The sequence below is a fragment of the uncultured Shimia sp. genome, from assembly GCF_947493595.1.
Classification (GTDB): domain Bacteria; phylum Pseudomonadota; class Alphaproteobacteria; order Rhodobacterales; family Rhodobacteraceae; genus Shimia.
Genome location: NZ_CANLRL010000007.1, coordinates 199,062 through 212,809 on the forward strand (window position 1 = coordinate 199,062; position 13,748 = coordinate 212,809).

The following is a 13,748-nucleotide window of genomic DNA, read 5'->3' on the forward strand; positions in this document are numbered from 1 at the left end:
CCCATGGGAGTATTTGCAATCCGTTTGCCCGACGTTGGAGAGGGCATTGCCGAGGCCGAGCTGGTCGAATGGCATGTGAAGGTAGGCGACGTGGTGCGCGAAGATGACGTGCTGGCCGCCGTGATGACCGACAAAGCTGCTGTGGAAGTGCCGTCGTCGGTTGATGGTAAGGTGCTCGCGCTGGGCGGTGAGATTGGCGACATGATCGCCATCGGCGCCGTGTTGATCCGCATCGAAGTGGACGGCGAGGGTAACGAGAGCGGTGACGTGGAAGCGCCTGCGGCGGCACCGGCTGAGGAAAAGCCTGCGGTTGTGGAGGCGGTGGCTGAGCCAGCGCCAAAACCAGCGGCGAAGCCTGCGGTTGCTCCTGTTGCCGCAGCGCCAGTAAAGCGGGCGGCGGGCACCAAACCTTTGGCCTCGCCATCTGTCCGCGCGCGGGCGCGGGAAGAGGGTGTGGACCTGCGGCAGGTGCCAGGGTCCGGTGCAGCGGGGCGGATCAGCCATGCTGATTTGGACAACTGGATTGCCTCTGGTGGCATTCAGCAAGGTACTGTGGTGCGGGGGCAGAACACCGGTGTGGAAGAGGTGCGCGTGATTGGCATGCGCCGCAAGATCGCGGAAAAGATGGCGATCTCCAAACGGCAAATTCCGCATATCACCATTGTGGAAGAGGTGGAGATGTCGGCGCTGGAAGACCTGCGCGCGGCGCTTAACACCAAACACAAAGGGGAACGCGCGAAGCTGACGCTTTTGCCGTTCCTGATGCGGGCGATTGTCGAAGCGGTGCGGGAGCAGCCTGAGTTGAACGCGCGTTACGATGACGAAGCGGGCGTGATCCACCGTCATGGGGGCGTGCATGTGGGCATTGCGACGCAGACGCCAAACGGCCTGAACGTGCCGGTGGTGAAACATGCCGAGGCGGGCAGTCTGTGGGACAATGCAGAAACCGTGTCGCGATTGGCGCAAGAAGCACGGGACGGCACCATCAAACGCGATGAGCTGTCCGGGGGCACGATCACCATCACCTCGTTGGGGCCGCTGGGCGCGATTGCCACAACGCCGATCATCAACCACCCGGAGGTGGCCATCGTCGGTGTGAACAAGATGCAGATCCGTCCGGTTTGGGATGGGCAGCAGTTTCAGCCGCGCAAGATGATGAACATCTCCTGCAGCTTTGATCACCGGGTGATCGACGGCTGGGATGCGGCTGTGTTTGTGCAAAAACTGAAAACCCTGCTGGAAACACCAGCCATGCTGTTTGTTGAGGGCTAAATGACTGATCTATCCTGTAAACTTCTGATCATTGGGGCTGGTCCTGGCGGCTATGTCTGTGCCATTCGCGCCGGGCAGCTGGGCATTGACACCATTGTTGTGGATGCTGGGAAGCCGGGGGGGACGTGCCTGAATGTGGGCTGTATCCCGTCCAAAGCGATGATCCACGCGGCGGATGAATTCCACAAGATTGCGCATGTAAACGACGGCCCCCTGGGGATCTCCGCCAGCGCGCCAAGCATCGATTTGGCCCAAACGGTGGCGTGGAAAGATGGCATTGTGCAGCGTCTGAACACGGGTGTTTCGGCCTTGATGAAGAAAGCCAAAGCGCGGTTTGTGAACGGACAAGCGCGGTTTTTGGATGGCAAAACCGTGGAAGTCACCAATGGGGACGAGGTGCAGCAAATCCGTGCGGAATATGTGGTGATTGCCACGGGTTCCGCGCCGGTGGAACTGCCGTTTTTACCGTTTGGCGGGCCAATCTTGTCCTCGACCGAGGCGCTGGACCTGACCGAGGTGCCGGAGACATTGGCGGTTGTTGGTGGTGGCTATATCGGGCTGGAGCTGGGCACGGTGTTTGCCAAACTGGGCAGCAAGGTCACGGTGGTGGAGGCGGAAGACCGCATTCTGTCGCTCTATGACAAAGCGCTGACCAAACCGGTGGCGAAGCGGCTGGAAGACCTCGGCGTGACAGTGATGACCGGCTCCAAGGCACAGGGCTACAGTGACGGCGCCTTGCAGACAGACCAATGCGATGTGGTCGCAGAGAAGGTGTTGGTCACTGTCGGGCGGCGTCCGCGCACGGCGGGAATTGGCATTGAAGAGTTGGCGCTGACCCAAGACGGGCCGTTTGTGAAGATAGACAGCTTTTGCCAGACCTCCATGCGGGGGATCTACGCGATTGGCGACGTGACCGGCGAGCCGATGTTGGCGCACCGGGCGATGGCGCAGGGCGAAATGGTGGCCGAACACATCGCGGGTCACTCTGTGGAGTGGGACAAACGTGCCATTCCGGCGGTGTGTTTCACCGACCCGGAAGTGGTGACGTGCGGCGCGCTTCCCGGTGAGATTGACGGCACCAAGGCCAGCGAGTTTCCGTTTATGGCCAATGGTCGCGCCATGACCACGGAGCGCGACGACGGCTTTGTGCGGGTTGTGTACCGCGAAGAGGACCACGCAGTTGTGGGCCTGCAGGCGGTGGGCGCCGGGATTTCGGAACTGTCGGCGGCGTTTTCATTGGCAATAGAGATGGGGGCTTGCCTTGAAGACATTGCAGCCACGATCCATGCCCATCCCACGCAATCTGAAGGATTGCAGGAAGCCTGTCTCAAGGCATTGGGGCACGCGCTGCATATCTAATCTAAAAAGGCCCGCAGGAGATTGCGGGCCTTTTTGTTTGCAGGGAGAGGAGGGACCTGCGGGTTAAAACAGTTGCACGTCGCCCAGGTTGTCGTCGACCTTTGGCTTCGGTGCGCGCTTTGGTGCTTCGTCCTCGGTGAGCAGACGGGTGTCTTTCATAAAGCGGCGCTGAATGCGGCCACCCACGGGCCAGAAACGGATGTTGCGGCCCCGCTGGCCACCCAAACAGCAATCCATCAGCTCAAAACCTTCGTTGCGCACAAACCACATGGCAAATTCAGCGTTTTTGGAGCCGATGTCGATGCGGCTGTTGAACATCTTGCCGCCGCCTAACAGCTTCACCTTGAGATTGTCGCGGCGGGCGCCAGCCTGGATCAAACCGTTCACCAGAAGTTCCATTGCGTGCACACCATGGCTCATGGAGCCAGCAGAGCCGTCTTCTGTGCCCGGCAAAAGGAAATGGTTCATGCCCCCGATCCCGGCGGTTTCATCCCACATGCAAGCCGCCACACATGACCCCAGGATCGTGGTCATCACGATATCTTGGTCACTGGAAACCTGCACATCACCCTGCAACAGGGGCTGGACCTGGTATCCTTTGATGGCTTCTGCTTCACTAAGACTCATTGGCTATTCCATTCACCGAGGGTTACACGCCAGCCGGGTTCGCGCACCAGCTGGCAAGGCGCAGTTTTTGCGCAGTTCTTAGAAGTCTTCCCAGTCTTCGCTGGCGGTGTCTTGAACCGGTGCCGTTTGGTTTACGGCGGCTTTGGTTGGCTTGGGCATCGGTTTTGCTGCTTGAACGGCCTTGGGGCTGGGCTTGGCGGTCGAAGTCTTCTTGACCTTGGCTTTGCTCAGCTTGGCATCTTTGGCCGCGTCATCGTCCCATTCTTTGGTTTTGGCAACGTCTGCAACTGGCTTGGCCGGGGCAGGCTTCGCAGCTTTTGGCGCCGGTTTGGCCGCCGCTGCCGCTTTTTTCGGAGCCGGTTTTGGTGCCGCAGGGGCCGAGGCCGCGACGACGTCTGCTTCGGTTAGCTTAAAGACTTTAAGGGCTTGAGACATATTGGCAGCCTCATCCGACAAGCTGCGGCTGGCGGCTGAGGATTCTTCGATCATGGCTGCGTTGCGCTGAGTCACCCGGTCCAGTTCGGTCACACTCTCTTTGATCTCGCGCAGGTTGTCCGCTTGGTCGCGGGACCCTGTGGCAATTTGCGAGACCAGATCGGAGGCGTGGTTCACACCGGTTATGATTTCCTGAAGCGCGTCGCCGGCCTTGTTGACCAACTCGCTGCCCTTGGTGACCTGTTCACCGGATGTCAGGATCAGCTCTTTGATTTCGTTGGCGGATTCAGAGGCGCGTTGCGCCAGAGCGCGGACCTCGGAGGCGACAACCGCAAACCCGCGACCTGCTTCGCCGGCACGGGCGGCTTCGACACCGGCGTTAAGAGCCAGCAGGTTGGTTTGGAAGGCGATGTCATCAATCACACCGATGATGGCAGTGATCTTGTCAGAGCTCTGTTCGATGTTGCGCATCGCCTCAACGGTGAGTTCAACCACCTCGCCACCGGACTGCGCCTGTTGACGGTTCTGGGTGATACGCTTGTTGGCTTCCGCAGCATGATCTGCTGTTTGTTCGACCGATGTGCTCAGGGTTTCGATGGCCGCCGCAGATTCCTCAAGCGTCACAGCCTGCGCCTCAGAACGCTTGGATTGATCCACAACGCTTTCGGAAATTTCCTGGGCACTGGAACGCACGGTTTCGGCTGTGCGGGTCACGGTGGAGAGCACTGATTTCAGATTGGTGAGGACCTCGTTGAAGTCTTTGCAGATCCGCTGGGAGTTTTCGCCCAGATGGGAGAACTCGGTCACATCGATAGGACGATCCACACGGCCATCGGCAATTTCAGACAGACCTTCCGCAAGACGGGCAAACAGACGCTGGCGTTGTTTATCCTGCGCGGCACGCATTTCGCGGTCACGTTCTTCCTGGGCGAGTTGCGTGCGGAATTTCTCCAGACGCTTGGCCATGGCGCCAATTTCGTCGTCGCGATCCAGGCACGGCACGTCATAAGTAAAGTCGTGATCCGCAATAGCATCCATTGCTTTGCCAAGGCTCAGCACCGGACGTGTCACCACGCGGCCGACCAGCATCACAATCAGGCCGAGTGCCAAGGCGGCTGCCAGGGAGGAGCCAATCGCGCCTTTGACAAATTCCTGAAGGGCTTCTTGGCGAATGGAGGACACATCGGCGGCAACCTGCAACGAACCAACCGGTGCACGGCCAGCCTGCGCGATGGGCATATGCGCGGCATAGACCGCCCCTTCGATGGCATGTGCGCTTGGTTTGGCGTCGGTGACAGACGCTGAGACACCACTCAATGCTTGGTTGACACTGTCTGCGCGGGTCTCAGCGGCATCATAGGTGTAGATCTCTGTGCCGTCTGAGGCCAGAACGCTGACGGCAGTGATATGCGCATCTTGCTCCAAGAAACGGTCGGTTGTCGCTTTCAGGCGGTCCACATCCTGAAACTGAGCGGCGGCGACCAATTGCGTGCTAAACAGCTCTGTGAGCAGATCGTAGCGCTCCATCGCTTGCGCTTCGGCTTCGGCGGTGCGGGCGTTGTACTGGGAAAATTGTGACAGGCCGACAGCCAGGAGGGCGCAGGCTGCAATGGCAACTGCCAATTTGGTTTTGATGCTCATCCGCGAGAAGCGGGCTTTCATTTTTTGGAAAACTGGCATGGTGTTTCCTGTTGTTTTTATGGAGCTAATGGGCGCGGCAGAAAATTAGGGAGGGAAGCAGCCCCTTAAAGGGAGCTGCCTTTTTGAGTGACTTGCGACGCCTTGGCGGAAAGATCGGCCAGGTGGCGGTCGGTGTTGTCATGGAAGTTTTCCAGACGGGCGATGATGCCGTCCAAACCACTGTCCACGTCACGCATACGGCCGCTTTCGACTTTGCAAAGCAGTTTCACAACGTCGAGACCGTTGATCCGACGGCGCAGGCTGCGGCAGATGTCCGGGATGGATTTGCCGATGGAGGAAATTTCGATCAGGCGGGAGCGGCTGCGCTGATGTAGGCGTTCGTGGTGCTCTTTCAAAAGCAGAGCGCCGTCGGTTTCCTTGTCGTCCGGTTGCACGTGATCGTAGGCTTCGTTGAGAAGCTGCGCAATCTGCATGGACCAGCGGCCCTGAGACACGGCGCTGTACATTTGCACCAGCGAGCCGTTTTCCGGATCGTGCAAACGGCCAACAAGACCGTGCATTTCTTTGGCCATCGCATCATAGTTTTGCGAGATGGTACCAAGAGCGGCCCCGGCACCTTCCAGACGGCCAGCCAAAATGCGCAGGTTCACGGGCTCGCCACGGACACGCTCAAAACCTTGTTCGATGCTGTTAACCAGCCCCTGCATGTCGGAAATGATTTCTGCCAGCTCGTCCATCAGTTGGAAAGAGTTGACCAAATTCGGCGCGACAATATTGCGGCCTTTGAACTCGAGATTCAGAGCCTCGATGCCGTAAGCTTCCAGTGTTGGGTAGCCGGCCTCTTTGATCATCTCAAGCAACCGCGCTCCGCTTTGTTCCGGCGTCAGGTTCTTGTCTTTCTCTTCCTGGAGAAGTGAGACGTACATTTCTTTCGTGGTTTCAAACAGCTCTGTGCCGGGGCGAATACGGGCGGACAAAAATCCGTTTTCGGTTTGGGTGACCACAGCCAAAACCCAGTAATAACCACCGGATTTGGTTTTGTTTTTCACATAGGTACAGACCGGCTGACCCGCTTTCAGGCACTCCCACAACAGGTAGAAAACACCTTTGGGCATGTCTGGATGGCGCATGATTTTATGCGGCGCGTTGATGAGCTCTTCCAGCGGGTAGCCACCCACTTCGATGAATTTTTCGTTGGCGAACTGGATCACGCCACGCGGATCGGTCGCCGACGTGATGATACTCTCGTTGGCAAACCGCACCTCAGTTGCGGAGCTGTCTGCGCTGGCGCTGCTGATCTTTGTCATGGCGTTCATGGGTCTATTCCAATGTCACTGTGGCTGAGCGAGTGTGGCTCAGAAGAGGTTTACGTTGCCTGCATCAGGCGAGATTGCGCGGGCTTTTTCCGCATCGGAGAGGCGAGATTTCAGGTAATCCAGACGGACGCTGTTTGAGAGATCCTGCACATTGAGATCCGGACCAGCGCCAATCATGGAAGACATGTTGCCAAGCAATGCCGCGATGTCATCCAGGTGCTGAAACAGCGCGTCTACGCGCTGTAGATCCCTTATTTTATTGTGATCGACGCCTTCCAGATCCAACTCACTGGTCAACCCGTCCAGCGCATGTGCGATGGAGGCAAGGTCAGCCACGTCCTCGGAAATGGTGGTTAGTACGTCTGCGGTTGAGCGCGTTGTCATTTGTAGTCCCCCATGGGAGCCTCTTTTAAAGAGGCCCCACCACCTTCTCGATGCAGGCTTTCAGCTGTGCGGTTTCGAACGGCTTCTTAATGAAGTTGTTCATGCCCAGCTTGACGCCTTTGTTGATTGTGTCCGGATCTGCACGTCCCGTGATCAGGATAAAGCCGGTGCGTGCCGTCGCTTTATTGCCGCGGATGCCTTCCAGAAGCTGGAGACCGTCCATGCCTGGCATGTTGAAGTCGGACAGGATCAGGTGCACCGGTTTCGCAGCCAGGCTACGCCAGGCTTGTGCGCCGTCGTTTTCGGTGCGGTAATTGACGATCCCGATCTCATCGAGCGCCTGTGTGATGAGTCCTCGGCTGGTGGACATGTCGTCCACAACCAGAATGTGCAGCTTATCTTTCAAGCTCATTTTTAATTCCCCATGTGCAAGGTTGCATCAGCGCTTCTGCTGCCAATGCTGGAGGTGTCTATTGAGAAAACGCCCCGTCCGGCTGTGTGAAACAGGTCGGCGTGTTCCGGGCCAATTCCTTCGGAATGACCCAAGAATAGAAGACCGTCCGGGCAGAGCTGCTCGCCAAATCTGCGCCAGAGGCGGCTTTGTGTTGGCGCATCAAAGTAGATGGCGACGTTGCGACACATGATGATGTCGAACTGGCCCTTGAACGGCCAATCGCCATGAAGATTGAGGCGCCGGAAGCTAATCAGTTCGCGGGCTTTGTCGCAAACAGACTTCCGATCGTTAGACCCTTCAAAATCCTCAAAATACTTGGTCGCTTGCCCGTTGGGCAGGGTGTTGACCGAGGATGCGGGGTAGATGCCGCGCTTGGCGGATGCCAAGATTTCGGGGTCGATGTCTGATGCCAGGATTTTTACATCCAGGGACGGGGCCTCCGGGCAGGCATCCAATACATGGAACGCCAGGCCATAAGGTTCTTCCCCGCTGGAACAGCCAGCAGACCAAATCCGAACCCGCTTGCCGCGACGTGCCTGGGCCATAAGGTCCGGCAGCACATCATTGGCCAACTGTTCGAAGTGATGCCCTTCGCGATTGAAGCGCGTCATGTTGGTTGTATAGGCGCTGATAAAGCGGGTTTGTTCATCCCGCCCTTGAGGCGAGTGCATATAGTCAATGTAGTCGTTGACTGTCTCATAGCCTGTGGCACGCAGGCGCTTGGAGAGGCGGGAGGCGACCATCGTCCGCTTGTGCGGCTGAAGATCGATTCCCATCCACTCACGCACCAGACCAGCAATGGCGGCAAAGTCCGCATCACTGATTGTGCCTTCTTCAAGGGATTTTTGCGCCATCTGGGTCATGCTGCTGACAATGCTTCCTGTGGCATGATCTGGTGAACATCGATCGCACGCACGATGGTGTCATCCAGAGTGTAGACCCCGCGAATGAACGCAGCTGTCTTGGAGGAAGACACTTCCGGTGTGGCTTTGATCTCATCCGTGTTCACGGTGATGATGTTGGACACTGCGTCCACCAGGAAACCAACGCTCTTCTCATCGATATGCGCGATGATGATGACGTGACGGCTTTCCGGGATGGTTTTGCCAAGGCCCAGGCGCATCGACAGGTCGATCACCGGCAGCACAGCACCACGCAGGTTCATCATGCCAACCACATAATCCGGCGCGTGCGGCAGGGTGGTGGTGTTGGTCCAGCCGCGAATTTCGAGCACGTGGCCGATGTCCAGGCAGAAGGCCTGCTCGCCAATGGCGAAGGACACGATTTCAATGCGTTCGTCGGTCTGTTCTTGAGTTGCTTGTTCAGACATAAGAGTTCACCTCTGCCAAATCGGACCCCTTACGCAGTCCTGGGTTGCCGTTACCCGGCGATGGGATCATTTGATCCGTGTCGACGATCAGGGCGATCTTGCCGTTGCCAAGGATGGTTGCGGCGGCGATGCCCGGAATGGATTGATAGTTTTGTTCCAGACCTTTGATCACCACTTCGCGTTGCTCGACGATGCCGTCCACCGCAAGGGCGGAGCGCCGACCGGATTCCCCTTCGATCAGAAGGAGAGACTGGTTGCTGAAGTCCGGCAGTGGCGAGCGGAAACCAAGGGCCTCCCCCAGATCCACAATCGGGAGCATCGAGTCGTTTACCGAAAGCCCACGGTCACCATCACAGAAGTCGTGAATGTTGGCCTGACCAGGCTGAAGCGTTTCGCGCAGCGCAACGGTTGGAACCACCAGGCTTTCGCCGGCAACTTCGATCAACATGCCTTCCATCACCGCAAGTGTGAGTGGCAGGGAGATTGTAATCGTTGTGCCTTTGCCTGGCTCAGACATCAGGTTGATCCGTCCGCCAAGCGCCTGAATTTCAGAGCGCACAACGTCCATACCAACACCGCGGCCGGAGAGCTGGGAGATCTCATCTGCGGTTGAGAAACCAGGACGGAACAAAAGGTTGTCGATGTCGCTGTCAGTCAGATCATCCTCAGGACGGATAAGACCTTTTTCCTCAGCTTTTTGACGCACTTTGGGGCGGTTTACACCAGCACCATCGTCCGACAAAGAGATTACAACCCGGCCAGAGCGGTGTGCCGCTTCGAGCTTGATTGTGCCCATCTCAGGTTTGCCTGCGGCCACGCGATCCTCAGGTTTTTCAAGGCCGTGGTCGACCGAGTTCCGGATCATGTGGGTCAGAGGTTCCACCAGACGTTCGGTTACAGTTTTGTCGACCTCGGTGGCCTCCCCAACCATCACCAAACGAGAAGATTTACCAGCCTGACGAGAAGATTCCCGTACAATCCGGCTCATCCGCTGGAACAAGCCACGCACAGGTTGTGCACGAATGGCCATCACGCTCTCTTGCAGAACGCCGGACAGTGTTTTCAGCTGACCAATGGCTTCACTGACGGCGCTGTTGGCCGACACGGGGAGCTCATTCATCGACTGGCGCAACATGGCTTCGCTGATCACAAGCTCGCCAACCAGGTTGATCAGGCGGTCTACGCGGTTCAGGTCAACACGAATTGTGCTGTTGCGCGGTTCAGAGGACTTTTTTCCACCGTCTCCGCCTTTGGCCTCCTGCTTTTCAGCTTTAGGAGCTTTGGCAGGTGTTGGCTTGGCTGGAGCTTTGGCCGCAGGAGCAGCTGCAACTGGCGCTGTTTCCTCAGCGGGCGCAGGCGCTTCAGCGATTGGGGCGGCGTTCTCTTCAGTTGCTGTTTCCACAACAGTCTCAGAGATTTGCAGCGTGCATTGTCCTTCAACGAACTCAAAGATTTCGCGGATGGCGCTTTCGTCGATGCCGTCGTCCGGGCGCAGCGTCAGCGTCCAGGAGATTGCCGCAGGGGCGTCCTTGAGGCTTTCCAGAGCGGCCACTTCGGAGCGGTCAGCTTCGATGGACAACTCACCCATTTCACCCAGGGCACGGAACAGCAGGGCCGGATCGTGGCCGCGCGTATAAAGCACGGGATCGGCTTTGAACTTCACCACAAAGTGCGTCGCACCTGCGGGCGCGTCATCGCCACCACCAAGAGAAGGCAGGCCTGGCAAATCGCCAATGCCCCCGTCGTCGTCGCCCCCCAGATCGAGGTTGAAATCCATGGCTTGAACTTCAAAGTCGTCTGAGCTGACTTCGTTGGCATCGTCGTCATCGTCGCCGCCAACGCCGCCATTGGCGTTTTGAGTGGTCTGCTTCAGCTCTGCCAAAACAGCCGCGCCGTCAGAATCGGGGAGGTCGTTGTCGTCACGGGCCGCGTCCACAAGATCGCTCAGGTGGTCAAAGCCGGAGAACATCAGAGCGGTGATGGTGCCGTCTACTTCCAGCTTGTTGGAACGCAGGTCATCCAGCACGTTTTCGAATGCGTGGGCAAATTTAATCAGGCGATCAAGGCCAAAAGCCCCGGCGCCGCCTTTGATGGAATGCACGGAGCGGAACATCGCATTGATGGTTTCCGCATCCGAGGTCTCGTTCTGGAGATCTTCCAGACCGGTGGACAACACTTCTAGAAGGTCGTCACATTCCTCAAAGAACATGTCACGAAGATCGGACATAATTCAATTCCTTTCAGACAACCAGACGATTGATGACAGCGACCAGTTTTTCGGCGTCAAATGGTTTGACGATCCAGCCGGTCGCGCCAGCTGTGCGGGCACGTTGTTTCAGTTCTTCACCGCTTTCCGTGGTCAGCACGAGAATTGGCAGAGAGGCGCATTCAGGACGCTCGCGGACACCTTCGATCATGCCAAAGCCATCCAGGCGCGGCATGTTGATGTCGGTGATGACCAGATCGGGGTCGGAGCCGCCAAGTTTGTCCAGACCGTCGATGCCGTCCTCGGCCAGATCGACATCAAAGCCTGCATCGGTCAGTGCGGTTTGAATCATCGCGCGCATGGTGCGGGAGTCATCAACTGCAAGAATCTTCGTCGTCATGCGGAGCCCCTTTCAAGAAGACAGTCATGGGGCAGGCCGAGCCGCTCCATACCTTTAAGAAAATCGTCAGATGGTTGTTTCAGTTCAAATGCCAGGTTGCGTGCGGCCCATTCGGCGCGCGTGGCAAGAAGAAGTTCCGCGCCAGCCCCCCCAAGGAACTCAACATGGTGCGCATCAAGCGCAAGCGGTTGACCGCGGGAGGCCTCGATAGCGAGGCGCAACTCAGTGCAATGTGCGTAATCCAACTGCTGCGGCAGCGCGATGCAGTCGGCCTGTGATGATGTGTTTTGTGTGTTCATGGGTCTGGTTCAATACCGTTTTCGGACTGGCTGATTGAAGGCAACGTAAGCTGGCAGCTCTTAACACCGCGTTACTCTGACAATTCTTCTGGAATTGGAGCGCGGTAGGTAGGCGCAGACGTCGGTCTTGCCCCGGTTTTGAATTGGGGGTGGCATGGTTAAGTGGTAGAAAAAGAAACACTTTTTGGGATTTCGGGAGTTTGGAGGGGAAGGTTTTTTGACGCTACCGCCATAGGTTGAGCTTGCCGTTTTGATGTGTTTTCAAGGCCTGCCCTCTAGGGATTGTCGCGCAGCAAAAAGCCCTCGGAATCGGCGATTCCAAGGGCTGTTTAGGATCAGATTGTCGCAAGGCCAGACTGGCCAAAGTGGTTATTGATCCGCCATGTGTCGGAGCAGTTTGGCAAAGGTGTCGACGCCCTGCGCACCGGAGGTGGCTTGTTTGCCCTCAAAGACCATTGTTGGCACGCCAGTCACGCCACGTGAGGTCCAGAACTGTTCCTTCTGGCGTACCATCTCGGCATGGCGTTGATCTTTCAGCACCGCTTGAGCCTCTTCGGAATTCAAGCCAATGGAAGCGGCGACATCAACCAGCACCTCTGGATCGCTCACGTCCTGACCTTTGGTGAAATAGGCGTCAAACAATGCAAGCTTTAAGGCCTGTGCCATTCCTGTTTCCGAGGCCCAATGCAGGAGCTGATGGGCGGCAAAGGTGTTGTAGATCCGGCTGTTGTCAGACCATTGGAAATCAATATCGAGATCAGCGCCCACATGCGTTAACCGGTCACGTGCGTCTTTGGATTGTTCAGCCGTGCTGCCATATTTTCGCATGATATGATCGCGCAGGTTTTCACCTTTTGCTTCCATGTCTGGATTGAGTTCAAAAGGATGCCAATAGGTTTCGATGGCGATGCCCGTGGCCTCGGAGGCTTGCATCAATTGGCGGTAGCCTACGATGCACCATGGGCAGACGACATCAGAGACAATGTCTACGCGGATTGGATCTTGGGCCATTGGGGCGCTCCTGTGGAAGGTCAGGCTGTCAAAATGGGGCGACGTGAACACAGGCGCAAGCGGCTGTGCCGCAAGGTCACGGTAATGTGCCCAACCAGAGCCAAACCGTGAGCACGGAGAGCGCGGTGCCAATCAGCACAGTAGAGGCGGCGACGCGCATGGCACGGCCGTACATGTTGGCAAACAGATAGGCGTTGATGCCCGGTGCCATGGAAGCGGTGACGATGGCGGAGCGCATGTTGTCGGTCGAGATGGCGCTCAGGGTGCCAAAGACAAAGGTGAGGGTAGGGTGCAGGCCTAGGGAGACTGCGCAGCAAAACAGGATAACGCGCATGTCGCCTTCGGGACGGTAGCGGTAGAGTACGCCGCCCATGCCAAACAGAGCGGCAGGTAATGCGGAGCCGGCCAGAAGGTTGACCGCATGCAAGGCGGGCTCCGGAATGGGGACGTTGCCGAGGTTCACCACAAAGCCCAGACCAATGCCAATGATCAGAGCGTTGGAGAACATTGCCTTGAGTACGGTGGGTACAATTCTGGATTTGGCGCTGTGCCGTGCGCGCATGATCTCCATGGTGGCGATGCCCAATCCATAACAAAACGGGGCGTGTATAGAGATGATTGCATAGTTGCCGGTCAGGCTGTCTGGCCCGTAAGCGCGCTCCATAATGGCGAGGCCCAGCAGGAGGGAATTGGAAAACAGGCAGACAAAGCCAATGGCTGTGGCGTCTTCCCAATCGCGGCCAAACAGGTATTTGGCACCAAACATGCCGGTGAGAAAGCAGAGGAAGGCCGCTCCGTAAAAGCTGCCAAGCAGGCTGACATTGTATTCAGCGGCCAGATCAAGGTTGGAAATCGCGCGAAACAGCAGGACCGGCACCGCAAAGGTGGTGGCATAGCGCATCAACCCGTCGACGTTTTGCTGGCTGAACAAGCCACGCCAGGCGGCCAGATAGCCAAAGCCGATGATGAAAAAGACTGGCAGGATCACAGAGATCAGAGTTTGCATCTGCGGTG

The 13,748-nt window shown here is 57.4% G+C and carries 14 protein-coding genes; 2 read left to right on the forward strand and 12 right to left on the reverse strand.

Annotated features, from left to right (window positions below):
- The first annotated feature begins 3 nt into the window (after positions 1 to 3).
- Together Q0955_RS16350 and lpdA are read left to right on the forward strand one after the other, a co-directional pair.
- The gene (locus tag Q0955_RS16350) at positions 4 to 1,272 is read left to right on the forward strand and encodes a dihydrolipoamide acetyltransferase family protein (protein ID WP_299426316.1); all 1,269 of its coding nucleotides are present in this window, start codon (positions 4 to 6) and stop codon (positions 1,270 to 1,272) included.
- Complete coding sequence (gene lpdA / locus Q0955_RS16355; protein ID WP_299426318.1) at positions 1,273 to 2,631, forward strand: dihydrolipoyl dehydrogenase; 1,359 nt, start codon at positions 1,273 to 1,275, stop codon at positions 2,629 to 2,631. It abuts the gene before it with no gap.
- Positions 2,632 to 2,694: 63 nt separating this feature from the next.
- On the opposite strand, the gene Q0955_RS16360 is transcribed toward lpdA, so the two are convergent.
- The 12 genes from Q0955_RS16360 to Q0955_RS16415 form a co-directional block, all read right to left on the reverse strand.
- Complete coding sequence (locus Q0955_RS16360; RefSeq protein WP_299426321.1) at positions 2,695 to 3,258, reverse strand: chemotaxis protein CheD; 564 nt, start codon at positions 3,256 to 3,258, stop codon at positions 2,695 to 2,697.
- Positions 3,259 to 3,336: 78 nt separating this feature from the next.
- The gene (locus Q0955_RS16365; RefSeq protein WP_299426324.1) at positions 3,337 to 5,334 is read right to left on the reverse strand and encodes a methyl-accepting chemotaxis protein; all 1,998 of its coding nucleotides are present in this window, start codon (positions 5,332 to 5,334) and stop codon (positions 3,337 to 3,339) included.
- 104 nt (positions 5,335 to 5,438) lie between these two features.
- Positions 5,439 to 6,650, reverse strand: coding sequence for a PAS domain-containing protein (locus Q0955_RS16370; RefSeq protein ID WP_299426327.1), 1,212 nt, complete (start codon positions 6,648 to 6,650; stop codon positions 5,439 to 5,441).
- A 39-nt stretch (positions 6,651 to 6,689) separates the two neighbouring features.
- Complete coding sequence (locus Q0955_RS16375; protein WP_299426330.1) at positions 6,690 to 7,034, reverse strand: hypothetical protein; 345 nt, start codon at positions 7,032 to 7,034, stop codon at positions 6,690 to 6,692.
- A 25-nt stretch (positions 7,035 to 7,059) separates the two neighbouring features.
- A complete protein-coding gene (locus Q0955_RS16380; RefSeq protein ID WP_299426332.1) occupies positions 7,060 to 7,446 on the reverse strand; it encodes a response regulator in 387 nt (128 codons plus the stop codon).
- Between the two features lie 2 nt (positions 7,447 to 7,448).
- On the reverse strand, positions 7,449 to 8,342 hold the full coding sequence (locus Q0955_RS16385; protein WP_299426334.1) for a protein-glutamate O-methyltransferase: 894 nt from the start codon (positions 8,340 to 8,342) through the stop codon (positions 7,449 to 7,451).
- A gap of 5 nt (positions 8,343 to 8,347) precedes the next feature.
- The gene (locus Q0955_RS16390) at positions 8,348 to 8,818 is read right to left on the reverse strand and encodes a chemotaxis protein CheW (RefSeq protein WP_299426337.1); all 471 of its coding nucleotides are present in this window, start codon (positions 8,816 to 8,818) and stop codon (positions 8,348 to 8,350) included.
- Positions 8,811 to 11,045 carry a chemotaxis protein CheA gene (locus tag Q0955_RS16395; RefSeq protein ID WP_299426340.1) on the reverse strand — a complete coding sequence of 745 codons (2,235 nt, stop codon included), beginning with the start codon at positions 11,043 to 11,045 and terminating at the stop codon, positions 8,811 to 8,813. Before Q0955_RS16395 ends, Q0955_RS16390 begins: the two co-directional genes overlap by 8 nt.
- Positions 11,046 to 11,058: 13 nt before the next feature.
- On the reverse strand, positions 11,059 to 11,424 hold the full coding sequence (locus tag Q0955_RS16400) for a response regulator (RefSeq protein WP_164646190.1): 366 nt from the start codon (positions 11,422 to 11,424) through the stop codon (positions 11,059 to 11,061).
- On the reverse strand, positions 11,421 to 11,723 hold the full coding sequence (locus Q0955_RS16405) for an STAS domain-containing protein (RefSeq protein WP_299426343.1): 303 nt from the start codon (positions 11,721 to 11,723) through the stop codon (positions 11,421 to 11,423). Before Q0955_RS16405 ends, Q0955_RS16400 begins: the two co-directional genes overlap by 4 nt.
- A 369-nt stretch (positions 11,724 to 12,092) precedes the next feature.
- Positions 12,093 to 12,734 (reverse strand): DsbA family oxidoreductase, encoded by a 642-nt coding sequence (locus tag Q0955_RS16410; protein WP_299426346.1) that lies wholly within the window; start codon positions 12,732 to 12,734, stop codon positions 12,093 to 12,095.
- A gap of 76 nt (positions 12,735 to 12,810) precedes the next feature.
- Entirely contained in the window at positions 12,811 to 13,740 is a 930-nt protein-coding gene (locus Q0955_RS16415) for an AEC family transporter (protein WP_299426349.1), read from the reverse strand.
- Positions 13,741 to 13,748: the final 8 nt, after the last annotated feature.

What these genes read in the sequence shown, in the direction of transcription:
- Q0955_RS16410 (WP_299426346.1), bottom strand. Translation starts at nt 12,734, where the DNA reads ATGGCCCAAGATCCAATCCGCGTAGACATTGTCTCTGATGTCGTCTGC.
- Q0955_RS16405 (WP_299426343.1), bottom strand. Translation starts at nt 11,723, where the DNA reads ATGAACACACAAAACACATCATCACAGGCCGACTGCATCGCGCTGCCG.
- Q0955_RS16415 (WP_299426349.1), bottom strand. Translation starts at nt 13,740, where the DNA reads ATGCAAACTCTGATCTCTGTGATCCTGCCAGTCTTTTTCATCATCGGC.
- Q0955_RS16395 (WP_299426340.1), bottom strand. Translation starts at nt 11,045, where the DNA reads ATGTCCGATCTTCGTGACATGTTCTTTGAGGAATGTGACGACCTTCTA.
- Q0955_RS16385 (WP_299426334.1), bottom strand. Translation starts at nt 8,342, where the DNA reads ATGGCGCAAAAATCCCTTGAAGAAGGCACAATCAGTGATGCGGACTTT.
- Q0955_RS16390 (WP_299426337.1), bottom strand. Translation starts at nt 8,818, where the DNA reads ATGTCTGAACAAGCAACTCAAGAACAGACCGACGAACGCATTGAAATC.
- Q0955_RS16400 (WP_164646190.1), bottom strand. Translation starts at nt 11,424, where the DNA reads ATGACGACGAAGATTCTTGCAGTTGATGACTCCCGCACCATGCGCGCG.
- Q0955_RS16360 (WP_299426321.1), bottom strand. Translation starts at nt 3,258, where the DNA reads ATGAGTCTTAGTGAAGCAGAAGCCATCAAAGGATACCAGGTCCAGCCC.
- lpdA (WP_299426318.1), top strand. Translation starts at nt 1,273, where the DNA reads ATGACTGATCTATCCTGTAAACTTCTGATCATTGGGGCTGGTCCTGGC.
- Q0955_RS16380 (WP_299426332.1), bottom strand. Translation starts at nt 7,446, where the DNA reads ATGAGCTTGAAAGATAAGCTGCACATTCTGGTTGTGGACGACATGTCC.
- Q0955_RS16365 (WP_299426324.1), bottom strand. Translation starts at nt 5,334, where the DNA reads ATGAGCATCAAAACCAAATTGGCAGTTGCCATTGCAGCCTGCGCCCTC.
- Q0955_RS16375 (WP_299426330.1), bottom strand. Translation starts at nt 7,034, where the DNA reads ATGACAACGCGCTCAACCGCAGACGTACTAACCACCATTTCCGAGGAC.
- Q0955_RS16370 (WP_299426327.1), bottom strand. Translation starts at nt 6,650, where the DNA reads ATGAACGCCATGACAAAGATCAGCAGCGCCAGCGCAGACAGCTCCGCA.
- Q0955_RS16350 (WP_299426316.1), top strand. Translation starts at nt 4, where the DNA reads ATGGGAGTATTTGCAATCCGTTTGCCCGACGTTGGAGAGGGCATTGCC.